The sequence below is a fragment of the Lacrimispora sp. genome (assembly GCF_036758025.1).
Classification (GTDB): domain Bacteria; phylum Bacillota; class Clostridia; order Lachnospirales; family Lachnospiraceae; genus Lacrimispora.
On record NZ_DAIOXM010000004.1, the window covers coordinates 128661 to 153285 of the forward strand.

Consider the following 24625-nt stretch of genomic DNA (forward strand, 5'->3'; position numbering starts at 1 on the left):
TGCCAGTTTTTCAAAGGACCTTCACATATTCCCAAACCGGATTATTCATGCTGCGGTTAATTTCCCGCGTAAAGTTGTAAACCCCTTCGAATCCTGCCAGAGGATGTTTTCTCTCATGGTTGTGATCGCAGAATGCCACGCCCAGCTTGTAGGCCAGCGGGCGTTCCTTAACGCCTCCCACCAGGATATCCGCCCCTTTTTCCTTCATAAAAGTCTCAAGCTCTGCCGGATTGGCATCATCCAGGATAACCGTATCCTGATCCACCAGGCTTTCAATGACCTCGTATTCATCTTTTTTCCCTGTCTGGGTTCCCACCAGCACCGTCTGAATTCCCACTACGTCAAACTGGCGGATCAGGGAAATGGCCTTAAATCCGCCCCCTACATAGATAGCCGCTTTCTTCCCTTTTAAGCTCTTTGTATATTTATCCAGAAAGCCCTGCAATTTCTCAGCTTCTTCTTTGCAGAACTGAACCGCTTTCTCTCTGGCCGCCTCATCTCCAAGGGCTTCTGCCACCCGGATCAGAGAGGCTGTTGTGTCTTCCACACCAAAGAAACTGACTTTCATATAAGGAATTCCAAACTCCTCTTCCATCCGCTGGGCCAGATAGGTACTGGAACCGGCACACTGGACAATGTTTAAGGAGGCGCCGGGCGCCTTCACCATATCATCATAGCTGGCATCTCCGGTAAATCCGCAGATCACTTCGATTCCCATTTTCTTAAAATAATTTTTAATGATCCACATTTCCCCTGCAAGGTTAAAATCCCCCAGAATATTAATGGCTTTCTGTTTTGCCTCTGTCTTGTGAGGACCCAGGACCTCCATGATGGCATCACATGCCATCCGGTATCCAGTGGATTTATTACCGGAAAATCCCGGAGATTTGACCGGGATCACCGGAATCTGATACTGTTCGGACTTCAGCCGGCACACCGCATCCACATCATCTCCGATTACTCCCACAATGCAGGTTGCATAGATAAAAATCAGCTTTGCCGACGGGTGGAATTTCATCAGTTCATCCACTGCGTCCTCCAGCTTTCTCACTCCGCCGAAGATGATATCCGTTTCCTGTAAATCCGTGGAAAAACTGTTTCGGTAGATATCCTCCCCGCTGGTCAGAGAACCCCGGATATCCCATGTATAGCTGGAACATCCGATTGGGCCATGTATGATATGGTACGCATCCGTAATCGGATTCAATACTACACGGGCACCGCAGTAAACGCAGGCTCTCTGGGATACCGCACCTGATACACTGTCGCTGTCACAGCAGATTCCGCTTTTGGCCCCGCCGCAGTCATCTTTAAACAAAATAGAGCTTTTCCTGGCATCCAGTATATTTCCCATTCAATCACTCCTCTCTGATACAGCAACAGGGAGGGATCTTCCCTCCCGGATGCTACGCAATTGTATCTGGCACTGTAAGTCTACATAACAACATCAAAATCCTCATCCAGCGCATCCCGGTCCTGACGGTCCATAATAGCATCTACAATCTTCTCCACATACCGAATTCCGCCTGCATAACCGACAGAAGCCTGGATCGGATTTCCATACCGGTCAAGCACCGGAAATCCCATTCTGACCAGGGGAATATCTTCCGCCTTGGCGATCTGCTTACCGTAGCTGGAGCCCAGAAGAAGGTCCACGCCTTCATTTTTAATCAGCTGGTGCAGGTAAAATAAATCCGTATCAGCTTTTACCACGTACTCTGACTCATCTACCCCATATTGGCTCATCAAAGCTTTGATCTCTTTCACCCAGGTTTCCTTGGGCGTGCCGGTGATGATATATTTGGGGCACATGCTGAGTTCCAGACAAAGAGCCGTAAATGCATAGACCACATCCGGATCTCCGTAAATGGCGGCCTTCTTTTTATAGGTATACTGATGAGAGTCCAGCATCAGATCCACCAGGCGCCCTCTCTCATCCTCCAATACCTTTGGCACCTCCTGCTTTGTCACCTTCTGAAGCTCTGTCACATAGTTGTCTGTCAGCGCCACCCCTACAGGAAGGGGAATATTGGAATAAGGCGTACCAAACTGCCGTTTCATATAATCGGACGGTTCCTGGCTGCAGTAGGTTCCCATGGAAATCAGCTTTATGCAGTCACCCAGAGCCTCCATATCCGCCAGGGAGGTTCCGGCCTTGGCATGAAAATATTCATTTTTTCCATCCATGGGATGGTCCAGGGTCCCGTCATGATCCGGGAAATAGATGTAATCTGCCCCCATCAGTGATGCGATTCTTTTTAATTCCCGGTCATCTCCCGGATTGACCCAGCCTGGAAAAATGGCGGTTTTACCATTGGGCGTACCCGTCTTTTTCGCAAGATACCTCATGAAACCGATGACCATATTAGAAAAGCCCTGAACATGGGAACCTTCATAAGATGGAGTGCTGGCAAACAGAACTTTTTTATCATCCGGAATGTCCATATCCATAATGTATGATCCTACGTCATCACCGATGGTCTCCGATAAGCAGGTAGTATGTATGGCAATAATATCAGGATCATAGAGCTCAAAAATGTTTTTCACCGCCGTATTAATATTGCTTCTTCCTCCGAATACGGAGGCTCCCTCTGTAAAGGAACTGGAAGACGCCAGGGCCGGCTCTTTGAAATGACGGCTCAGTACTGTTCTGTGGTAAGAGCAGCAGCCCTGGGAACCGTGGGAGTGGGGCATACAGTTTTCCACACCCAGCGCACAGAACATGGCTCCTACCGGCTCGCATGTCTTACAGGGATTTATGGTTATATGGCGTTTCTCCATAATTTCTTTTGGAGTTAAATCAAGCATTATCTTCCACCTCCTAAACTTCCTTCCAGCATGGGTTTGGTCTTCCATGGCGGACTAACCAGCGCCCAGGCATTGGTGTACAGGCTCATGGTCACATCCCTGCCGAAAATAACGGCACCGCGGAAGCCCGCATAAGGACCTGAATAATCATAAGAATGCATCTGTCTGGAAACAACGCCTCCATGCTGGATTGCATATTTGTCTTTGATACCGGAAAAGAAGATATCAGGCTTATATGCTTCAATCAGCTGGTCGGTTTCAAACATATTGTAATCATCCACTACCATATGGCCTTTTTTCATGTCTTTGATCATTCCGTCATAAGTATCCAGTTCCACGCCGGAGGCCCGCAGTTTATCCAGTTCCTCCTCCGTATAGCGGTCCATATACCCTTCTTCCCGCTCAACGGTGATTTCTTCAATGTTCTTGGAATCAGCGTCCGCTTTAATCTGCGGAATAATTTCCCGTCCTTCGTAGTCATCTCTATGTGCAAACTCATATCCCGCAATGGTAGTCTCGATGCCAAAATCCCTTAATAAAAGCTGATAATGATGAGATCTGGAGCCCCCTACAAAGATACCGGCTGTCTTGCCCTTCAGTTTGGACTTGTAATATTCCATATCCTCCTGAATCTCTGCAAGCTCCTCTGCAATTACTTCCTCCGTCCGCTTTGTAAGCTCCGGATCATTGAAATACTCTGCCATCATGCGAAGAGACTTACAGGTTCCTCCCACACCGATGAAGTTAACCTTCAGCCAGTCGATTCCATATTTTGTCTTCATCATTTCTGCAATATAGTTGATGGAACGGTGGCACATAACAATGTTCAAGTCTGCCAAATGGGCATTTTTTATGGTTTCGTAGGAGCCGTCTCCGGTAAATATTGATACGATCTCATACCCGATTTTTTTCAAAATCCGCTCCTGCTCCCAGCCGTCACCGCCGATATTGTATTCGCCCAGGATGTTAATGCTGTACTTGGTTTTTGGAGCAATTTCGCCTTTTCCGATGACATAACGCATCAGTCCATTGTTTGCGATATGATGTCCGGCAGACTGGGAAACGCCTTTATAGCCTTCGCAGGAATATCCAACTGCCGTGATTCCGTATTTTTCCTCAACCCGGCGCGCAACCGCCTGCACATCGTCACCGATCAGACCAATGGGACATGTGGAACAGATAAAGATACATTTGGGGCTGAACAGCTCCATGATCTCATCAATTCCCTCCTCCAGCTTTTTCTCTCCGCCGAATACGATGTCCGGTGCCTTCATGTCAGTACAGAAGGAGTATGGCACAAAGTTCGGTTCGCCCTCATAGGAAGACTTGGCCTTATTCCTTCTGGTTCCCCATGAATAAAATGCACATCCAATGGGTCCATGGGTAATTACAACAGAATCCTTCATGGGTCCCACAACAACGCCTTTGCAGCCTGCGTAGCAGCAGCCTCTGGCAGTTACAATTCCCGGAATGGCCCGGGTATTGGCCCCAATCTCATCCGGGGTATCGCCAAATTCCAGCTGGGTGATATGACTCTTTCTATTTTTAAATACTCTCGCCGAGTATTTATCTAATAATTCATCTCTCTCTTTTGCCATGGTTTTACCTCCTAATAAGCCTCTACCGTCTTTTGTCCGCTCCTGACCGTATATGCTTCATTAATCGGAAGAACAAATATTTTGCCATCTCCCGGATTGCCTGTTTGATTGGCCTTAATCAGGATTTCTACAACCTTTGATACTTCACTGTCATCCAAAATCACTGTAAAAACCCTCTTTGGAATCAGCCGAAACGCTTCTGTTAAATGTTCTCCTGACATGTTCAGGGGCAGTTCCCCATTCTGGATCACAACGGATAAAAGCTGGGGATCAATACTTTTTTTGCCTCTGCCCAGCACCGGCCTGCAGGTGAATGCCGGAAAACCGCCTTCCGCTAAAGCCTTTTTCGTCACATTTACCTTGTTGGTGCGGATAAACGCCATTACTTCCTTCATCACATTTCTCCTCTCCTGAAAACTGCATCAAAGTCCCTGCTTTCCGCTGCTGATGGTATAAGCATCATCTACCGGAGAAATAAAAATACGTCCGTCACCGAAATTGCCTTCACCGGTTTTAGCTGTTCTTAAAATCACCTTAACCAGATCATCCTTATCTTCATCATTGCAGAAAAACAGCAGCATTTCCTTAGGAATTTCATCGTAATAAATATCACCGACCTGGATGCCTTTCTGCTTGCCCCGCCCATATACATCCATTTTTGTCACTGCCTGAAATCCGGCTTCTGACGCTTCTTTCATCACATATCCTGACTTTTCAGGTCTTACAATCGCTCTCACTAATAACATAGCCATTCTCCTCTCCGCGGATTATCAGTCCATTACTCCATATTCCATCAGAATTTCTTCCAGTTCCTCAATTTTCATGGGGTTTGGAATCACAAACATCTCGTTGCTGTCAACCTTCTGTGCCAGCTGGCGGTACTCATCTGCCTGAGTTTCCTCCGGTGAGAAGTCAATAACGGTGCGCTTGCGGATTTCTGCCCTTTGTACTGCATTATCACGGGGAACGAAATGAATCATCTGGGTTCCTATCTTAGCAGCAACAGCCTGAACCAAATCCTCTTCCCGGTCTACCTTTCTGGAGTTACAAATCAGACCGCCCAGGCGGACCCCTCCGGACTTGGCATATTTTGAAATGCCTTTTGAAATATTGTTAGCTGCATAAAGTGCCATCATCTCGCCGGAACATACGATATATATTTCCTGGGCTTTGCCTTCACGGATAGGCATTGCGAAACCTCCGCACACAACGTCACCAAGAACATCATAAAACACATAATCCAAATCATCGGTATAAGCTCCCAGCTGTTCAAGTAAGTTAATGGAAGTGATGATACCCCGTCCTGCGCATCCGACACCAGGCTCCGGACCGCCTGACTCCACGCCTCTGATTCCGCCGTAGCCTTCCTTCATGACAGCTTCCAGTTCGATGTCATCTCCTTCATCGCGAAGGGTATCAAGAACTGTTTTCTGTGCCAGACCACCCAGTACCAATCTGGTTGAATCAGCCTTAGGGTCACATCCCACAATCATAATGTGTTTTCCCATTTCCGCAAGTCCTGCCGTTAAGTTCTGTGTTGTTGTTGATTTCCCGATTCCGCCTTTTCCATAGATAGCAACCTGTCTCATAGCATATCCTCCTTTAGAATAAAAAAAGGCAGCAAGCAGATAAATATCTGTGCCACCACATCGTAACAGTGTGTCTCCCTGAAGCTTTGTCGACTACTTAGGTTGCATTAATCATATTGGTTTTCCCCCTTGATTTCAATACTGCATAATAAACAAAAAAATTTCTCATTAAGGGCTTGTTTCCACTATTTTTTAACAGCAACAAACCGTTTTCTGACGATTATGTCATAAATGGAACTATGTCCAAAAAACAATCTCTCTCTTTTTTCCCATGTATCCGCCGGGCAAACAATAAAAAGGCCCTCCACCTTACGGTGAAAGGCCATATATTTTATGGTAAAATCCTCAGTGAAGTTCAAAACAGACCATTCTGTCCTCGCCAATGCCTGTAATCTCATATTCACAGGTCTTTAAATCCGCCTTTAATCTGGCTTCATACCCGCTATTTTTCCATGAAATCTCCAGCCTTGATCCATCACCCTGTATCTCCATTTCCGAATCAAAGCCAAAGGCCGGAAAGCTGTTTCTAAACCGCAGCATTTCAAGCTGCTTTTTCACCACATCAAGCTCCAGCTTCTCTTCCATCTGCTCCTTGGACAAGTTGGTGCGGTTCACTTCCTTATGTCCGGCTGCACCGGCTCTTTTTACTGCTTCGTAATCATTTTTACCGGCAAAAAGATCCAGATACCAAACCTGAGGCTTTCCGGGCATAAACAACTGCAATGCCCTTGCAAACAGCATCTTCTGATCATCTTCCCCAAGAGCGCTGTAATAAGTGGCATTTACCTGATAATAGACATTTTTTTGTCCATGAAGGTTTTTGACAAAACCGCCCCGGCCCACAACTGCCTCAATTAACTTCTCAATTTCCTCATCAGGAATCAAACCCTTTAAGTCTAAAAGAGGAATTCCGTCGTGACAGCCCAGCATATTCACCACTTTGATTTTCTTTTCCCGCAGTTCCTTTGCCCAGCGCACCAGATGTTCCCCGCTTCCAATTTCCAGGGCATGAATGATAAGACCGGGGAGGAAAAAGTCATAGGTCATATACCCTTTTTCAGACAGCAGTTCAAATGTCCTTTCACCGTAGCTGGAGTGAATTTCCGGCAGAAGCTGTACATGGTACTGATCTGCTAAATTCTGTACCCGTTTCAATAAATCCCAGGTTCCCGGATCATTTAAAAAGTTCTTTTCTCCGGCCGCCTTGGGCGCATATGCAAATGCATCCAAACGCACAATTTTAGCGCCGTATTGGGAAAGGGTTTTTAAGGTATCGTCGTAATATTCCCAAACCAGAGGTGACTGAATATTCAAATCCATCTGTCCAAGGTATTTCCGCCTTGATTCCAGCAGTTCTACCAGGGCAGCCTTATATTTTCCATACCTCCCCAGTTCAATTTCATAGGGCTTCTTACCTTCTTCTAAGGCCTTATTTACCATCCCAGCCAACTGCTCCGCTGATGAGTACTGGATTTCCATTTCCTGAATCAAGTCCCAGGCATCCACCTTTTTATAGCTGACCTCCTGATAAAAGGTGTTCCAATAAGGCACATTTTTCCCGTCAGGCAGGCGCACCATCAAAATGGGCAGGCCCGGCTTCCGGAAAAACATGTCCTTTATAAGGGCTTCATCAGGCTGAATATAGCCTTCCTCTGTCATAGTTCCGTGGCCTTCCCAGAACTTGTTCCAGTCAATAAAGAAATCTCTGTACTTAGATTTTTCCCCATACTTTAAAATATCCTGGAAGGGCTTCGACAGTACGGAGGAGTGGTTTAAGATAAAGTCCAGCTTCAAATCAATATCCAGGGCCTTTAAATCCTCCATATCCTTTCTGTCTGCCAACAGCTCATTCAATCCATAATCAATGACGGAAAATCCCCGGTCCAGGTCAGTGTTAAAAATGCTGGGCAGAATGTAAAAGGAGCTGAATACGTCTTCCATCTCCGGTTTCTTTAAAAAGTCAGCAATCTGGGACAAGGTACCGCCCATGCTGTCGGGATAAGCATTGAGCATTACCCCATTGTCAACGGACCTTTCGGCCTTCTTACTGGTCATGGCTGCCTCCTTTGCTCTCTTCCATCTGTCTGCAATACTGCTTATAAGACAGCAATTCCCCGCTTTTGGAAAGGATGACAGCTGCCTTAGAGGCCTGGGCCTCCAGCATAGCCTGCTCTAACTCCAGAACCATCGTGGTAAACGGGCTGTCCGTGGCACCATCCCTGTTTCTGGCCCTCCGGTGAGCCAAAGTCTCCTCAGGTGTACTGTTTAACAGAATAGGAATGTCCACTCCCTGATAATTGCTGCTGTTTCCATGAGTCCATTCAATGATCAAGATATTGATGTTGGAGAAGTCCACCTTGCTGTACCAAAGCTCTGTGTCCTCTCTCCCCATACGCTTTAACCATATCTCTTCTTTTCCGCTTTTAAACTGGGTTAAAATATCCTCTATTTCATCAAAGGCAATCTCCCTAACAGTCCCAAGGTAGTTTCTCAGCCCTTCCCTTCCTCCTGATAAATAGGACTCATACCAGGGGTACTCCATAACATGGGCTGTATTGGCATCGTCCCCTTCCCTTTGAAACTGGTGGATGACCTGAAATCTCTCTTCATCAAAGGTCCCGGCCTTTACCATGGCTTTCAGGGCAGATCCCCGGAATATATGAAGCCGTTCCGCATCATTATACTTTGGAATTCTGCGGGGGTAATTGTCACCGGATAGAGTATAGCTTCCGATACCAAGCTGATTAAAATAATAAGACAGCAAGGAAGCGATCTCTGATTTTCCCACACCTGAACCGCCGCATACGGTCAGAACCACTTTTTCCGTTTTCTGTTTTTCTAAAACATCTGACAGCTTTAGTAACAGCTCCGGGAAAATGGTATTTGCCTTCTTAATATGTACTTCTCCGATTTCAACCTTATCTCCCGGCATGTCTCCGTGAGGAATGTCTCCCGGTATTTCAGGCCCTTTCCAATTCCCGCTTTTTAAAATAGCTTCAACCGCTTGCTTCAATTCCATCTTTCAAAGCCTCTCTTTCCTTCTAAGCCTATTCCTTTACTCCGCAAAATCACAGGGTAACACAAATTTCTCATTGAGGCGGGACAGCTCTTTTTGAGAAATGCCGCACTCCTGCAAGAACCCTGTAACAGATCCCCATTCCTCCACAATCTCGTCAAACAGCTTCTGCATATTGCTGCCGTGAGATCCGGAAATATCCTCCGTAAAACTTCTGATATAGTGGTGGCTCATTTCATAATCTGCTATAATATCTTCCCGGCTCACTCCCACTGCCCCCAAAAGCAGCATGGCTAAAATCCCGGTTCTATCCTTCCCAGCCGCACAGTGGAACAGGGCCGGACCCTCAGCCTGAATCATAGCCTGAACCGAATCCTTTATCTCAGCTCTGGAGCTGGCTATAATCTGACGGTACATGTTGATCAGAGTCTTTGTATCCTCTTCCTCATCATTGACATCAATTTCTTCCACAGGTATGGTTCCCAGCAAAGAAATTCCCATCCAGTCAGCCCCCTTAACCGGCACATCCGGCTTTTCTTCCCGTTCCCCAGGATAGCGCAGATCCAGAATGCGGGAAATCCCCATCCGCTCCATAATTGCCACATCCTCCTCCACAGCCTTATGAAGGCTGGTGCTGCGGAAAAACACCCCCCATTTTGTCATGCCGCCGTTACACGAATATCCTCCCAAGTCCCTGAAATTGGCAATTCCCTTCATGGGATAACGCCGGTAAGTCATCATCTCTATTTCCTCTTTTCTTTAAAATTATTGTTCATCTTCTGCCGGAAGCGGATCTCTTGTTGTTTTTGCATCACCGAAAAAGAAGAAGAAATCCTGAAGCTCTGTTTCCATCATTCCATGAATTCTGTTCAGCTCCCTGGCTTCTTTTAACGGCTGGCTTCTGTCATAAGGAACGCGGCAGAAGCGGATTTCTCCGTCCTCAACGACCATGTAATGAGCGGTCTTTTCCGGATCATCGGGCCTGCGGTAAGAAACGCTTCCAGGATTGAGCCACATCATATCCTGATCCAGAACGTGAATGCAGGGGCGGTGGGTATGACCAAATATCATACGCCTTTTTGTGCTGTCAGCGTATTCCTGCCCGGCGTGTTTTTTCCAGAACTCTTCAAACTGGAACCGGCTTTCAATGGTTCCGTAGGAGTGGTCATACTGATGCTGCATCATGTAGACATAGCCGTCGGCCTCAAAAGTCTGATGAATAGGAAGGTCCTCCAGAAAACCGATTCTGTCTTCATCCAGCCTGCGGCAGTTGTGATGAACCCATTTATATTCCTCAGGTGTTACCTCCTGAAAATTCCCCTGTCTCCAGATATTCGCCGTATGGCGGTCATGATTGCCCTGAACCACCACTCTGGCAGTACACTGCCTGATGCGGTCTATCACCTCCCGGGGAGCAGTTCCATAATCCACCAGGTCCCCTGCACAGCACAATAAGTCAATATCCTGTTCCGTTTCCAGCACCTTTTCCAGAGCCCAGATATTGCTGTGTATATCAGATATCACCAATAGCTTCATAATACATACCCTTTTTCCGCCTTTACTGGGAAACAGCGGACCTTTCTTTCCAACAATCTTACCATATAATTCCTTTTCGGATAATAGAAAAGGAGGAAATATGCTCCCATCCTCCTCTCTCAGCCAATATAAACGATCATACCGTCATTGGACACGGTAAAGCCCTCCGGTCCCATCAGTTTTTGAAGGTCATCATGGATGATTCCGCTCATATGGGATAAATGGTTTAAATAATACCGGGTTTCTGAACCCGCACACCCCATCTGCTCCAGCCGTTTCTTAAGCTCCCGGTTTTCCTTGATTCCCATATGCCCGTCTCCCGGCAGGGTTCCTCTTGCACAGTCCATACTGACTGCATCGAAAACCAGACCAAGGCTGCCGATCATCTGAAGAGTCTCTTCCGAAAGGGTTCCTGTATCATTGGCATAAAGCAGGCTGGCGGTTCCGTCTGTCACCGCATAAATGTGGCACAGCTCATCCCTTTTATGGTTTGCCTTTAAGGGGCAGAACCTTAAGTTTCCGGCCTGAAACCATTTTCCCGGTTCCACATTTATAAACCGGATTCTGGCATCATTGGCATAAGGCTCTTCCTCCAGGGCTTTGTCAACAGCCGCCTTTACAAAACTGCTTCCATATACGGATAAGTAATTTTCCTCTTCTTTTCTATCAGGCAGTATGGTGGCTCCGTCTCTCGCCCTTAATCCTAAGAAAAATGAGTCAAAATGATCCTTATGAGTATGGGTTACAACCAAATCCTGAACCTGGGAAAGTTCCAGCCCCAGGTTCAGGGACTGGGCATACAGGTCAGGAGATAAATCTATCAGCACATGGCCGTCAATCAATGCACAGCTCCTGGTCTTTAAATTATGGCCTCCGGCCTTTCTTGCTGCCCGGCAGGCGGCACACTGGCAAAACATTCCCGGAAACCCTTCTGCTGCTCCGGTTCCGATATACTGAAGCTTCATAATCTTCTCCTAACCCTTGATTCCCGACATGGTCAGAGACTGGATAAACTGTTTCTGGAACATGAGGAAAATGATGAACACCGGAATGGTCATTAAGGTTGCAAATGCAAAAATCTGTCCCCAGAAAATATATACGTCTGTAGAAAGAGCCCGCAGAGCCAATGGCAGGGTCCGGTATGTCTCATCTCTGGTCACCAGAGTGGGCCACAGCAGATCGCCCCAGGTACGGATAAATGCCATAATGGTCACAGTAGCGCAGATAGGCTTTGACAGGGGCAGCATGATCCGCCAGAATATTCCTGCATAAGACTCTCCATCCACAATGGCCGCTTCCATAAGTTCTTTTGGCATCCCTTTAAAATGGTTGTAATACAGAAAGATATACATAGGATAACCGATGGTAGGCAGAGCCAGTCCTGCATAGCTGTTGAGCATCCGAAATTCATTGGCTATCATGAAACGGTTTATAACAACAGCCTCCGTAGGAATAATGGACAATGCGATGATCAGGGCGATCATCAGGTCTTTTCCCTTAAAGTCCAGAAGTCCCAGGGCATATCCGATCATGGCGTTTACAATAACCACCAGGGATACGTTAATCACGGCCACTACGGCAGAGTTTTTAAAGAACTTCATAAAATCCACACGCTGAATTACCTGTGTAAAGTTGTCAAAGGTCAGGGTTCCCACCGGGAGAAATGCCTTAAAAGTAGACATATCCGCCACGATCTGAGAGTCTGTTTTTAAGGAGGAAACTGTCATATAAACAATGGGAGCTATAAATATAAAAGCCACCAGGATATAAGCTGCGTACATCAAAAACAGATACATCATTTTCTTTTCTTTTGACATGGCTGATCTCATCAGTTATCCCTCCCTAATACTTTATTTTGAATCAAGGATATTGTAAGCACGATCAGGAAGAACACAACGGCAATGGCAGAAGAATAGCCAAGCTGATTGTTTACAAAACCGGATTTATACAGCAGGTAGATAACCGAGGTGGTAGACCCCTTTGGGCCTCCGTTTGTCAGCACATATACCTGGGTAAATAATTTCAAGGTGTTGATGGTGGTTGAAATCAGAACGTATACCAGCGTATTTTTCAGCATGGGAACGGTAATGTACCAGAACCGCTGGGAAGCATTGCAGCCATCCATTCGGCCTGCCTCGTATAAGTCCTCTGAAATAAACTGAAGTCCGCCTAAGATAATCAGCATTTCCATTCCAAGAGACTGCCAGATATACATGACTGCAATACAAAACAGCGCCCACCTGGAATCCTGCAGCCAGGCCTGAGGCGCCATTCCAAAGGCTCTGAGAGCGGAGTTCATCAGTCCATCAGGTCCTGGAGAGAAAATAAAGGACCACACAATAGCCACAACAGTCATGGTGATGATCTGGGGACTGAAATAAATGGTACGGAACAGCTTCACCCCTTTTAAGGAGTTGTTTACCAGAACCGCCAGCATGATTCCTAAAATCACAATCACCGGAACTACCAGCAGGGCGTAAACCGCAGTATTGAGAAATGCCTGCCGGGCCGCTCCGTTTGTGGCCAGCTTGATAAAGTTTTTCAGGCCCACGAATTCAACGGCCTTTCCCGCCTTCTGCACCAGCATCCTGTTTGTGAAAGAATAAACAATGGACATGCAGAAAGGCAATATAATAAACAGCGTAATGGGGATCAATGCGGGTGCACAGAACATCCAGGCAGTCCGTGTCTGGCCGTCCCGAAGTCCTCGTCTGGCTCCTGTTTTTAATTGTCCTTTCATCTTTTTTCCTCCTCTGATGAAGCCTGTAAATGACGGCCTCTGACCGCCTCCTTCAATAAACCGGGGGCTGCTGCAAAATGCAAAAGTTCAACAAGATCGGTTTATGGCTGCTTGATCAGCGCCAATATCTTGTATGAAAAATTCATTTTGCAACACCCCCGGTTATTTGTTTCTAAAAATTATTCAAGATTCCATTCGTTTTCAAGAATGATCTCGTCAATGGACTGAGACGCTTCCTTTAACGCCTCTGCTGCATCAGCTCCTCCGATGATATCAGCAGTAGCAGATTCCATAGCACTGTAAATAGTCATGTGGGCAGGAGTCAAAGGTCTTAATACGGAAATGCCTGCCTCTAACTGCTCACGGTATAAGTACATACGTCCGCCTTCTTTTAACTCTTCCCTTGTGTCCAGAACGGATTTTCTGGAAGGAATGGCTCCGTTAAAGTCAACCATCTGGCTGATATATTCCGGCTGAAGGGAAGCTTCCATAACAGACCATACGGCATCTGCTGTTCCGTTGTCCTTTGCTGCTGTGGTCATAGCCCAAACAACAGAACCGGAGCAGGTGTAAACGCCCTTTCCAAAGTCAGGAACAGGAACTAAAATAGCATCGTCTCCAAGATTGGTCACGTGATCGGTGTATTTCCAGTGGCCTAAAAGAGCAAGGGCACTTTCTTTTCTTCCATAAAATGCATCTTCATAATCGCAGGCACCGTTGATATATCCCTGGTCAACAAGCCAGCTAATGTAAGAATAAGCTGCAATGGTTTCCTCGCTGTCAAGAACGCCTTCTGTCAGCATGGTGTCACGGTTTACATAGTCTCCTCCGAAGCTGGCAAGAACCGGCATAAAGGTGAAGTACAGGGAAGAAGGCTTGTTCTGGCGGATATAAAGAGGATATTCCACTCCGCTGGCTTTCAGCTTTGCAAGTACATCTTCAAATTCAGCCTTGTCCCAGGCGTCCTTATAGCTGGCAGGAATGCGCACACCTGCTGCCTCCAGCATGGATTTGTTAGCCCAAAGAGCCATACCTGCGTCGAACTGGGCTGTGGTAACCATATGTCCGTCATAGGTGGACTCATCGATAATAGACTGAAGCAGGTCGGACTTAATATCCTCCGGCATACGGTCCTCTAAGGCTTCGATCATGCCTGCTTCATAATAAGACGGAATCTGAAGGTAATCGGCAATGATCATATCAGGAGCATCTCCAACAACGGGAGCCACCTGCATCTTGGTGTCCAGCTCATCCTTTGGATAGTACTCATCATTGATTTCCAGATTCATCTCTGTTTCCATTTTCTTAAACATCTCACGATAGATGTCATCTTCTGCACCGGAGCTGACCCATACCTTGATGCTTCCTGCTCCCTCAGTGCCTTCGGCCTGGCTCTCTCCCTGGCTTCCTGCTTCGCTCTGGGCGGCAGTAGTAGGAGTATCCGTCACCTTTTCTCCACAGCCGGCTGCTGAAACTGAAAATGCCAGCACAGCCATACCAACTGCTGCTTTTTTCCACAATTGTCTCATAGTCTCTTCCGCATGACAGTCTGGAGCCGTCATGCTTCCTCCTCTTTTATTTGATAGGCTCATTATATATCTCTGTTTATGATATGTCAAGCGGTTGATATAAACTTTGTATAATTTATTTGTCTTATTTTTCACATTTTTAATGCTATTTATACAGTAATTAATTCATTTATTTTCTTCAATTTGCTGTTTTGTATATCCTTTATCGGAATTTGTATGAATTTACTATCCCTGTTTGCGCATTTTTTTCTTTTGTGGTATGATAGTCATAAGTTAAGCGATTAACACGAAAGAAACATCATAATTCAGGAGGAGCTTATGCCGACATTAAAAGATGTGGCTGAAAAGGCAGGCGTTACCGTGACCACGGTTTCACGGGTAATTAACAACAGAGGGTATCTCAGCGAAGAGACAAAGCACAAAGTAAAACAGGCCATGGATGAACTCCATTACCGGCCCAACGAGCTGGCCCGCTCCCTTTCCAAGCAGGTGACCAATACCATAGGCATCATAACCCCCCACATTACACACCCCTATTTTGCCCAGCTTATCAGCCAGTTGGAAAATGCGGCTTCTAAACGGGGCTTTAAGATTCTGCTCTGCAATTCCAAGGAGGATCACTCACGGGAGGCGGAATACATTGACTTATGCAAAAGCAACCGGGCGGTGGGAATTATTTTCTGCGGAATGATTCTGGCTTCGGAACAGTACACCCAGCAGGGAATCCCCTTTGTAGCCATTGAGTGCAACAGCCCCTTGTGTGCCTCTACCATTCTATGTGACAACTACGAGGGCGGACGGCTGGCGGCAGAGCATCTGATCACCTGCGGCTGCAAAAACTTAATCCATTTCAGCGGAATCATTGACCAGGAAATGCCCGGTGACAGCCGGAGCCAGGCATTTAAGGATGTCTGTCAAAAACACGGCGTTGATTTTGAGATCGTATGGACCAGGGACAATACCTATTATTCCATGGATTACCGGGATTCCATCAGGCAGACCCTTTTAGGCCTTCCAAATACTGACGGCATCTTCGCCAGCAGTGATTTGATTGCCGCCCAGGTCATTCAGGTCTGTGCTGAGATGGGAAAACAGATTCCCGATGATATAAAATTAGTGGGCTTTGATGACGTTGCCCTCTCATCCCTGACCACTCCCCAGATTTCCACCATACACCAGCCCACAAAGGAAATGGCGGAAATGGCCGTAGACTCTCTGATCAAGTCCAGCAGCCGGGAAACCGTTCCCAGCAAGCTGGTTCTTCCCGTCTCCTTAGTCAAACGCCAGTCTACGGGATGGTAACAATACTTATCATGCAAAATATTTAAGTATGAAAAAACCACGGTAGCGCTGATAAAGCCAGCGCAGCCGTGGTTTTTAAGTTTACTTGCTATAATGTCTCTTTACAAGAATATATACCGGCAGACCCAATAAGGTGATGGCAATACTGCCGATAGACAGCAGCCTGGCGAAAGAACCTGACAGGAAAAGCTGGCTTACCATTACATATAAGCCGCTTAAAATTGCCAAAATCGGAACGACAGGATAAAAAGGCACCTTGTACTTGCGCGGAAGGTCAGGCTTTGTCCTGCGCAGCTTCATTACACAAGCAAAGGTCAAGGTATAGAAAATCCAACAGGAAAATACTGCAAGATCAGTCAGCATGTCAAACTTGCCGCTTAAAGAATAAAGACAAGCTAAAAATCCTACTAAGATGATGGAATTGGCCGGTACGTGATGTTTATTTAAACTGCTTATGCGGTTGCTTGCGGGCAAAGTATTCTGGCAGGCCAGCAAGTAGGCAACCCGGGATCCTGACATGAGGAACCCGTTGGCAGCGCCGATAACGGAAATGACAATGCCGATTTTAATCAGCAGGCCACCTGTTGGCCCGAAAATCTTCATTGCCACTGCGGAAGCAGGAGACTCCAAGTTCATAAGCTGATTCGCCGGTATTACCTTCAAATAAGCTATGTTAATAATGAAATATACAGCCATGATGATGGAGACACCTCCAACAATTGCCCGGGGAAGGTCCCTGCTGGGATTTTTCATCTCGCCTGCGATGGTTCCTACATTAGTCCAGCCCTCGAAGGCAAAAAGAACTGCCAGCAGTGTAGAGCCGAGAACGGCTGCCGAGTTTTTGCCCTCTGCAACCATTGGGGTAAAGACAGGATTTTTTTCACTGCCGAAAATAAAGCCAAAGATCATTAAAAGCAACAGAGGTATCAATTTGCATATGGTAGACACCACCTGAATGCCGCCGGCAGTTTTAGATCCCAGTGTGTTCAGGGCCACTAAGGTGATGATTACTGCCATAGCTATAGGCAGAACGTACTGCATGCCTATGTAGGTACCCAGCTCTGAACCAACCTTAACCCCATAGCCTGCCAAAAAAGCAGGATAAAAAATCACCGTCTGCATCCAACCGGCCAGGAAACCGATTTTTTCGTTGTAAACCTCACCCAGATAAGCCACCATGCCGCCGGTCTTTGGGATGAGGACTGCCACCTCAGCAAAGGTAAGGGCAGCTACGATACTTGCAAAACCGCCGGCGATCCATGCCAGCATACCCATACCGGGAGCGCCGCCCGTGGCCTGATAAATGGCATACGGCTTAAAAAATACACCGGCACCGATGACGCAGCCTACCACAATTGACATGGCTGTCGCAACGCCTAAATTCTTTTTAAGTCCTTGATTATTGTTCATAATAATTGCTTTTCTCCTTTATCGCCTGCCAGAACCAATATTTTCATTGGTGCTCTCCAAGCATATATTCTTATAACATTTCTTTGCTGTATCCGGATAAGAATTCAGGCAGATCCGGAATCCTGATTTTCTCAAATTCAGTATACATATTAACATATCTTCCTGTATAAAAAAAGATAAAACGAAAGTGTAATATTAAAAAAGGACATTGATCCAAAAAGATCAACGCCCTTTTTTAATATATTCCCGACAAAGGGTACCGTTTCCCCCTTTATCCTTTCACCGAACCGCCCAGATAATCCGGCTTTAAATATCTCTGAAGCACAAACGTAAGCAATATAACCGGAATAGCCAGAATGGTGGAGTAAGCAGCTCTCTCAAACACACTTCCTCTTGACACATAATAGTAAATCATAAGGGGCAGGGTCTTTGAGTTGGTGGACAAGTACATGGCATAAGTGAATTCATTCCATGCATTGAGCCATACATACATGGCAGCTACCGCAATTCCCTGCATGGCAACCGGAAGGATTACCAGACGTATGATCTGAAACTTACCCGCCCCGTCAATGGCCGCAGCCTCATCCAAAGTGACCGGTATCCCGGAAAAGGACGACACCAGAATCCAGGCCATAAAGGGAATCTGGCTTATCATATTAGCCAGGATCAACCCCTGCACCGTATCCGTCAAATTCATCTTAATAAAGGTAACGGAGATGGGAAGGGCAATGGCCACGCTGGGGATCATTCTCGTAAAGAACAGCGACAGGATAAAAACATACCTCATCTTCTTTGACATTCTGGAAACCACATAAGAAGCGGGAACCACAATCAACATGGCAAGCAGGGTTGTTCCAGTAGAAACCAGCAGACTGCGCTTTAAGGGCTCCCATAAATTTCCGGCCCGGAATACATTGCTCCAGTGTTCCAGAGTGGGATTGTGAAGGAGCAGGGTCGGGTGCTGGGTCAGAACCTCAGCCTTGGCACTGAAGGAAACCTTAGCCAGAATATAGACCGGGCTGATCATGATCAGGCAGACCAGAAGCATCAAAGCATAAAACAGCGCTTTTTTCACATTCTTTTTCATGGCCTCTTCACCTTCCTTTCCCGTTCCACAAAGAACATATAAAGTGAAACAATCACCAGAATAATCATCAGAAGCAAAGTTGACGCCACTGCCGAGTTGGCATGATTGTTATAAGAATATTCTTCATAGGCAATGGTGGCTAAAAACGGAGTGCTCTGCCCCACCAATACCTTGGGAAGCTCGAAAATCCTGAGAAGATCCACCACCCTGGTCAGAACCGTCATAGTCACCGTAGCTTTTAACTGAGGAAGGGTGATGTGCCAGAACTTAGCCATGGTTCCCGCTCCATCCACATTGGCCGCCTCATAAATTTCCGTTGGAATTGCCTCCAGACCGGCCAGAAAGAGCATCACCACCATGGGCATGACCTTCCAGCTATCTGCAACTGCGATCACAAGGAGGCTTCGCAGCTTGGTAGCTGTCCAGTCAATTGGAATGGGCGCAAGACTGAGCCGATAGAGGACTTCATTGATATAGCCTGAGGTGCTGAACAAATAGAGCATGGCAACACCGGATACCATGGTGGGGACTCCCATGGGGAGGAGCACAAGAGTCCTTGCAAGCCCCTTCCCCACAAAAGTTTGCCGAAGCATGGTAGCAATGAGATATCCCAGGGTCATCTGTAAAATAAGCCCGATAACGGTAATGGCAAGGGTATTGAAAATTGCCTCCCCAAAAATACCTCTGGTAATAACGCTTTTATAATTATCAACGGTCCAGGCCGAAGAAGCCGGGTCCTGAAAGCTAATTAAAACAGTTCTTATAATAGGTACAATGGTAAAGCTGAAAATAAATACAATAAGAGGAAGAATCAGTAAAATGTTAAATCCATTTTTCTTTAAAAATTTCTTCGTATCCCTCTGTTGTTTCACTCAATCACTCACCCTTCTGAGCCTTTGCCGCCTCAATCTGATCATGGTACTTATCAAGGGTACCCTGAACATCCTTGTTTCCGTCTATTACAATATCCTTAAATGCGTCGTTAATTGCCTTATCCACATCAGACCAGTATGGCACGATTGGCCTTGACTGTGCAAATTGAAGAGCTTCCTGTACATCCTCAACAAAAGGTTTCTGCCACTCTTCGATTTCTCCGAAGGCATCGCTGCGTGCCGGAGCCCATCCCAGCTTGCTGAATAAGGTGTTCTGAACTTCTTCTGACATTAAGTATTCCAGGAACTGAACAGCTTCTTCCTTATTAGGAGTTCCATTAACAATACCCATAACCGTTGTTGTAGTAACCTTGGAAATACCCTCCGGTCCTTCAAATCCAACATAAGAAACAACCTGGTCTTTTCCGCCATCCTTAACCACCACTGTCGCACAGTACGGCCAGTTGGCACCGTAATAAATGGATTCTGTTGCAAGAAGCTCATTGATTACGTTAAAATCAGCTCTCTTGGATTCCGGAGACAGGTAAGGCCACAGCTCCTGAAGGAAGGTAAATGCCTTTACAGAGCCTTCATCATTCAGTACCAGAGGATCGCCGCCTGCAGAACGGATAAATTCAAGGGATGTAATGGTAAGAGCTGATCCTGCATTAGCTTGAATGGCAACACGGCCAACGCCTTCCTCTTCATAAAGCTTCTTTGCCACGTTTAGCAGCTCATCCCAGGTCTTAGGTGCTTCCAGCCCGTATTTCTCAAACCTGTCCTTGTAGTAGTAATTGGTCTGTACATTGGGACGAAGGGGTACAAACTGCACCTTGCTGTCAAACTGGAACTCTTTGTATAAGTTCTCCGGAATGGAATCAGGAATCTCAATTCCACCGGTCAAGTCCTCTGCCAGCTCCTTATCAATGATTCCCGGAAGATATACGGTGCTGGGCGCAAAAATGTCGATCTCATGCTTTCCTGCCTGCTTTAAAGCATCCAGCTTGTTCTCCATATCCTTATTTTCCATCTGGATTCCGTTGATCTTAATTCCTGTCTGCTCTTCAAAAGGCTTGAACACGTCCTCACGGAATACCTGCCACTCTTCCTCTGCCAACGGAATAGCAAAGTTCAATGTCACATCCTTCTTTTCCTTTTCCGTTTCCTGTCCGGCCTCTGCTTTTGAAGCCTCGTTTGCCTTGGTAGCCTCTGCCTTAGGAGCCCCGCCGGAACACCCGGTCAGTGCAAATGCTGCTGTCATTACAGCCGCTGCTGCTGTTACTAATGCTCTTGATTTCATAATAAACCCTCCATTCATTTTTTGTTAAATATTTATCGAAACCTTTTATCCTCCCTGTTTTTGCAGGCTGTATAAAAGATATCTTTACGGTCTCTTACGGTTTTCCAGATATCGGAAAAACCGTTCCTCATCCATGTTCAAAATCAGCTCTTCCGGGAAATCAATGCTCTGAAGCATTTCCATAGCCAGATCCACCTTGCCTATTTTAGCTGCAAAGTGGGCATCTGTGGAAACCACGACCCAGACTCCATGCTTCTTGCAAAGCTCTGCAATTATGGGGCACCTCTCCTTTGAGCCCGGCCTTCCGATGGGAGAATGAGCATTTATCTCAATGATCTTATTGTATTTCTTAGCCTCTAAGATCACCTTCTCATAATCATAAACGTAGTCGTCATTTCCGGAATGGCCCAGAACATCCACATAGGGATTGTGAATCACATGGAAATAGCCTCTGGTGTGATCCTCCGGAGTTCCCGGGGTACAGCACGGAACATGATAGGATGCGATAACCCAGTCCAGCTTCTTTAAGAACTCCTCCGTAATATCCAGCTCTCCGTCAAAGTTCATAATATTGGCTTCCGCACCTTTAAGGATTCGGATTCCGTCAACCTCAGTCCCAATGGCGCTTTGATTTCCAAAATGCCATATATGAGGGGCCCCCGGCATCTCCGGCCCGTGATCCGTAACCGCCAGTCCTTTCATTCCATACCGTTTGGCATATGCCACACCCTCCAACACAGTGCTGTAAGCATGTCCCGAGGCAACGGTGTGGTAATGTGTTTCGATCACTGAATACATTCACTCATCTCCTTTAAAATTGTCTGATTCTATTTATAAGCTGTTCTGCACTCATTTCCTCAAATCCCCTGATTACAAAATCAGCATTAGGAAGAGCCTGTTCACTTCCGATTCCCACCGCCAGCATTCCGGCGGCCCTGGCAGCTTCAATTCCAGTATAAGCATCCTCAAACACCACACAGCAGGAAGGCTCTGCTCCTGTCTCTCCGGCTCCTTTTAAAAACACCTCCGGGTCCGGCTTGGCCCTCACCACCTTGGTTCCGTCAATCACTGCATCAAAGTAAGGCCAAAGCTTAAGCCGGTCCAGAATAATTCCTGCATTTTTACTCACTGAACCCAAGGCAGTTTTAATTCCTTCTTTTCTGCAATATTCCAAAACCTCCAGAACCCCCGGCAATATCTCGTTTTTATCCATTGCACTGATATAATCCACATAATTTTTATTCTTTTCTTCTGCAAAGGAAAGCTTTTCTTCTTCCGCATAAGTCCTGTCCGAAAGGCTTAATAAAATTTCCAGGGACTCCATCCGGCTTACCCCTTTCAGCCTTTCATTGTCCTGTTCTGTAAAAACAATTCCAAGCCGGTCCCCAAGCTTTTTCCATGCATAAAAATGATATTTGGCGGTGTCACAAATCACTCCATCCATATCAAAGATGCAGGTCTTTATCTCTCTCATCCTTCTTCTCCCCATTTAAACACTCTTTTGTTTCCAAAGTCCACATCTACCGCTTCTCCCCAATGGGTTATGGTAAGCCGGCCTTCTGATTTCATCTCATAGGACACTCCCATTCTGTCTACCTCAACCTTGATTTCCTTTCCCCTGTACCTTACAGAGAATTCATACCCTTCCCACTGTTTCGGAAGTTTTGGCTTAAAGGATAACTCTCCTTCCGCTGCATTCATGCCTGCAAAGCCATGGACAATGGACATCCAAGCCCCTGCCATGTTGGCCATGTGAAGCCCATCTTTTGTATTTTTCTGCATATCGTCAAGGTCCGTCCGAATGCACTGCATGAAATAATCGTAGGCCTTGTCCACCTCTCCGATTTCCGCCGCCATAACCGAGAAAATACAGACGGATAAAGAAGAATCGTGGGTTGCCAGCTTTTCATAATAATCAAAGTTCCGTTTCTTCTCCTCATTCGTAAACCGGTTGAAAAGAAAGAACTGTGCCAGCAGAAGATCCGGCTGCTTGCATACCTGATGGCGGTAAATAAATAAGGGATGATAGTGAAGCAGCAACGGGAAATTCTGTTCCGGAATCTTATCTAAATCCAGCACCTTTCTATAAAGGAAGGTGTCATCCTGCATATGAATCTGCAATTTCTCATCATAAGGAATATACATCAAATCCGCTGCCTTCTGGAATTCCTCCAGCTCCTGAACCTTTAAGCCGATTTTTTCTGCAATCTCCTCATATCTCTTTCCGTTCTCCGCCTTTAAGAACCTGGCATACTTTACAGCATTCCAGAGGTTTTCCCTTGCCATTAAATTGGTGTAGCAGTTGTTGTCTACGATGGCTGTATACTCATCCGGCCCGGTGACACAGTCAATGCAGAACTTCCCATCCTTTAAGGCTGAGTAATGCCCCATATCCGCCCAGATTCTGGCAGTCTCCAAAAGAATCTCCAAACCGCATTTTTCCAGAAAATCCATATCAAGAGTTGCATCCAGATACCGTACTACGGCAAAGGCAATATCCCCGTTTATATGATACTGGGCCGAACCTGCCGGGAAGTAAGCGGAAGCCTCTTCTCCGTCAATGCTTCTCCAGGAGTACAAAGCACCTGTTTCGTGGCCCATAAGCCTGGCCTGTTCCCTGGCCTTATCCAGTATGGTATAGCGGTATTCCAGCATGCTTTTTGCAATGGTTTCATCCAAAAACAGAAACACCGGAGCAATATAAGCCTCAGATTCCCAGAAATAATGGCCACCGTAGCCCTCTCCGCTCAGCCCCTTGGAAGCAGTACTGGTAAAGGAATCCCGCCCCGTGGACTGAAGAAGATGAAACAGGTTAAACCGGATAGACTGGGTAAGGGAAGGGTCCCCTTTAATTGCCACATCCCCGTGACTCCAGAACTCCTCCATAAAGAGGGCCTGTTCCTTTAAAAGCTGTTCAAAGCCTGCATCAGCCGCCTCACATGCCTGACCGGCTGAAGTCTTTTCATAACAGTCCTGAAACTCCCTCTGGCTGGTCACATAGCTAATATATTTTTGCAGCTTTACCGGTTCATTTTCCGAAACATTGATTAAGTATCTGGCGAGAAGCCAGTCTTCTTCTGCTTCCCTCACCTCATTGCAATCCTGTGATATGCTTTCAGTTACGGTACAAGCAACAGAAAGACCGGAATTCTTTGCAGACTGCTTCATAAAAGCGGTCTTCCTTCCAAGGTGTTCCATGTGGGTCCGCTCAGTTACCCGAAAATCCCCATCTCCCAAACCTTCCTCAACTCTGGGGTCATCTGTCTTTTCTTCTATGTACTTACTGCCTTCCAGATAAGATTCTATCTGTATGGGACCGGAAAAATTAAGAGGTGTCACACTGCATTCCCTGGCAGCCACAAACTTTCGTGTCATGCTCACCAGATTTCTGTTTTCAATGAGAATCTTTTTCCCGGATTCCGTAATCCAGACCAACTTCCTGATCTCAATTCCGGACTTCATATCCAGTTCCCTGTAATAGGACTCCATTCTGGAGTGCTCTGGATGAAACTCCTCTCCATCCACCATGATGGTCAACTGCTTTGCATTGCAGACGTTCAGCATGATCTGCTTATTTTTCGCAAATCCGTAGGCTGATTCTCCGTAAATAATAGCCGCCTTTTCAAAAAAACCATTGATAAAGGTACCCGGCTTGCTGAAGCCGTTGGAAATCGGCTCCTCTCCATCCCCTCTCATGCCGATAAATCCATTTGCAAGGGTAAATAGGGACTCCTGGTTGGCATTGCGGCAGAGCTTAAATTCATGTTCTACGATTTTCCAACTATCAATCTGACTGTTCAATGTTATAGCCTCCTAACTTGAAACGTTTCATATTTAT

Annotated in this window: 22 protein-coding genes; 1 reads left to right on the forward strand and 21 read right to left on the reverse strand. The window is 46.3% G+C overall.

All coding sequences use genetic code 11. The annotated features are described in order from the left end of the window. Positions 1 to 10 precede the first annotated feature (10 nt). The 14 genes from nifE to V7M78_RS05775 all read right to left on the reverse strand — a co-directional run bounded on the left by nifE (position 11) and on the right by V7M78_RS05775 (position 14849). Positions 11 to 1354, reverse strand: a complete 1344-nt coding sequence (nifE, locus tag V7M78_RS05710) for a nitrogenase iron-molybdenum cofactor biosynthesis protein NifE (RefSeq protein WP_333647326.1) — start codon at positions 1352 to 1354, stop codon at positions 11 to 13. A gap of 80 nt (positions 1355 to 1434) precedes the next feature. Beyond that, entirely contained in the window at positions 1435 to 2808 is a 1374-nt protein-coding gene (locus V7M78_RS05715; protein ID WP_333647328.1) for a nitrogenase component 1, read from the reverse strand. Then, on the reverse strand, positions 2808 to 4406 hold the full coding sequence (locus tag V7M78_RS05720; protein WP_333647330.1) for a nitrogenase component I subunit alpha: 1599 nt from the start codon (positions 4404 to 4406) through the stop codon (positions 2808 to 2810). Before V7M78_RS05720 ends, V7M78_RS05715 begins: the two co-directional genes overlap by 1 nt. Before the next feature lie 11 nt (positions 4407 to 4417). Next, entirely contained in the window at positions 4418 to 4801 is a 384-nt protein-coding gene (locus V7M78_RS05725; RefSeq protein ID WP_333647332.1) for a P-II family nitrogen regulator, read from the reverse strand. A 27-nt stretch (positions 4802 to 4828) separates the two neighbouring features. Continuing rightward, positions 4829 to 5152, reverse strand: coding sequence for a P-II family nitrogen regulator (locus tag V7M78_RS05730; protein ID WP_333647334.1), 324 nt, complete (start codon positions 5150 to 5152; stop codon positions 4829 to 4831). 24 nt (positions 5153 to 5176) lie between these two features. After that, on the reverse strand, positions 5177 to 5995 hold the full coding sequence (nifH, locus tag V7M78_RS05735; RefSeq protein WP_333647336.1) for a nitrogenase iron protein: 819 nt from the start codon (positions 5993 to 5995) through the stop codon (positions 5177 to 5179). Positions 5996 to 6340: 345 nt separating this feature from the next. After that, positions 6341 to 8050 carry a glycosidase gene (locus tag V7M78_RS05740; protein ID WP_333647338.1) on the reverse strand — a complete coding sequence of 570 codons (1710 nt, stop codon included), beginning with the start codon at positions 8048 to 8050 and terminating at the stop codon, positions 6341 to 6343. Continuing rightward, the gene (locus tag V7M78_RS05745) at positions 8040 to 9014 is read right to left on the reverse strand and encodes an adenylylsulfate kinase (protein WP_333647340.1); all 975 of its coding nucleotides are present in this window, start codon (positions 9012 to 9014) and stop codon (positions 8040 to 8042) included. Before V7M78_RS05745 ends, V7M78_RS05740 begins: the two co-directional genes overlap by 11 nt. A 36-nt stretch (positions 9015 to 9050) precedes the next feature. Further along, positions 9051 to 9752, reverse strand: a complete 702-nt coding sequence (locus tag V7M78_RS05750) for a tyrosine-protein phosphatase (protein ID WP_333647342.1) — start codon at positions 9750 to 9752, stop codon at positions 9051 to 9053. A 24-nt stretch (positions 9753 to 9776) separates the two neighbouring features. Beyond that, the gene (locus V7M78_RS05755; protein ID WP_333647344.1) at positions 9777 to 10547 is read right to left on the reverse strand and encodes a metallophosphoesterase family protein; all 771 of its coding nucleotides are present in this window, start codon (positions 10545 to 10547) and stop codon (positions 9777 to 9779) included. A gap of 119 nt (positions 10548 to 10666) precedes the next feature. Beyond that, positions 10667 to 11512, reverse strand: a complete 846-nt coding sequence (locus tag V7M78_RS05760) for an MBL fold metallo-hydrolase (RefSeq protein WP_333647346.1) — start codon at positions 11510 to 11512, stop codon at positions 10667 to 10669. A gap of 9 nt (positions 11513 to 11521) precedes the next feature. Beyond that, positions 11522 to 12376 (reverse strand): carbohydrate ABC transporter permease, encoded by an 855-nt coding sequence (locus tag V7M78_RS05765; protein WP_333647348.1) that lies wholly within the window; start codon positions 12374 to 12376, stop codon positions 11522 to 11524. Next, positions 12376 to 13287: a carbohydrate ABC transporter permease gene (locus V7M78_RS05770; RefSeq protein WP_333647350.1), complete on the reverse strand. Its 912-nt coding sequence runs from the start codon at positions 13285 to 13287 to the stop codon at positions 12376 to 12378. The genes V7M78_RS05765 and V7M78_RS05770 overlap by 1 nt, the downstream gene beginning before the upstream one ends. A 179-nt stretch (positions 13288 to 13466) precedes the next feature. Continuing rightward, positions 13467 to 14849 carry a sugar ABC transporter substrate-binding protein gene (locus V7M78_RS05775; RefSeq protein ID WP_333647352.1) on the reverse strand — a complete coding sequence of 461 codons (1383 nt, stop codon included), beginning with the start codon at positions 14847 to 14849 and terminating at the stop codon, positions 13467 to 13469. Between the two features lie 285 nt (positions 14850 to 15134). Between V7M78_RS05775 and V7M78_RS05780 the strand changes: the two genes are divergently transcribed. Next, the gene (locus V7M78_RS05780; RefSeq protein ID WP_333647354.1) at positions 15135 to 16118 is read left to right on the forward strand and encodes a LacI family DNA-binding transcriptional regulator; all 984 of its coding nucleotides are present in this window, start codon (positions 15135 to 15137) and stop codon (positions 16116 to 16118) included. 81 nt (positions 16119 to 16199) lie between these two features. Here V7M78_RS05780 and V7M78_RS05785 read toward each other — a convergent pair whose 3' ends face one another. The 7 genes from V7M78_RS05785 to V7M78_RS05815 all read right to left on the reverse strand — a co-directional run bounded on the left by V7M78_RS05785 (position 16200) and on the right by V7M78_RS05815 (position 24588). Continuing rightward, the gene (locus V7M78_RS05785) at positions 16200 to 17528 is read right to left on the reverse strand and encodes an APC family permease (RefSeq protein WP_333647356.1); all 1329 of its coding nucleotides are present in this window, start codon (positions 17526 to 17528) and stop codon (positions 16200 to 16202) included. Between the two features lie 271 nt (positions 17529 to 17799). Next, complete coding sequence (locus V7M78_RS05790) at positions 17800 to 18615, reverse strand: carbohydrate ABC transporter permease (RefSeq protein WP_333647358.1); 816 nt, start codon at positions 18613 to 18615, stop codon at positions 17800 to 17802. Continuing rightward, positions 18612 to 19487, reverse strand: coding sequence for a carbohydrate ABC transporter permease (locus V7M78_RS05795; protein ID WP_333647360.1), 876 nt, complete (start codon positions 19485 to 19487; stop codon positions 18612 to 18614). The genes V7M78_RS05790 and V7M78_RS05795 overlap by 4 nt, the downstream gene beginning before the upstream one ends. A 4-nt stretch (positions 19488 to 19491) precedes the next feature. Then, the gene (locus tag V7M78_RS05800) at positions 19492 to 20787 is read right to left on the reverse strand and encodes a sugar ABC transporter substrate-binding protein (RefSeq protein WP_333647362.1); all 1296 of its coding nucleotides are present in this window, start codon (positions 20785 to 20787) and stop codon (positions 19492 to 19494) included. An 84-nt stretch (positions 20788 to 20871) separates the two neighbouring features. Beyond that, positions 20872 to 21585 carry a phosphatase gene (locus V7M78_RS05805; protein WP_333647364.1) on the reverse strand — a complete coding sequence of 238 codons (714 nt, stop codon included), beginning with the start codon at positions 21583 to 21585 and terminating at the stop codon, positions 20872 to 20874. 13 nt (positions 21586 to 21598) lie between these two features. After that, positions 21599 to 22261, reverse strand: coding sequence for a beta-phosphoglucomutase (pgmB, locus tag V7M78_RS05810; RefSeq protein ID WP_333647366.1), 663 nt, complete (start codon positions 22259 to 22261; stop codon positions 21599 to 21601). Further along, positions 22258 to 24588, reverse strand: a complete 2331-nt coding sequence (locus V7M78_RS05815) for a glycoside hydrolase family 65 protein (RefSeq protein ID WP_333647368.1) — start codon at positions 24586 to 24588, stop codon at positions 22258 to 22260. Before V7M78_RS05815 ends, pgmB begins: the two co-directional genes overlap by 4 nt. Between the last annotated feature and the right edge of the window lie 37 nt (positions 24589 to 24625).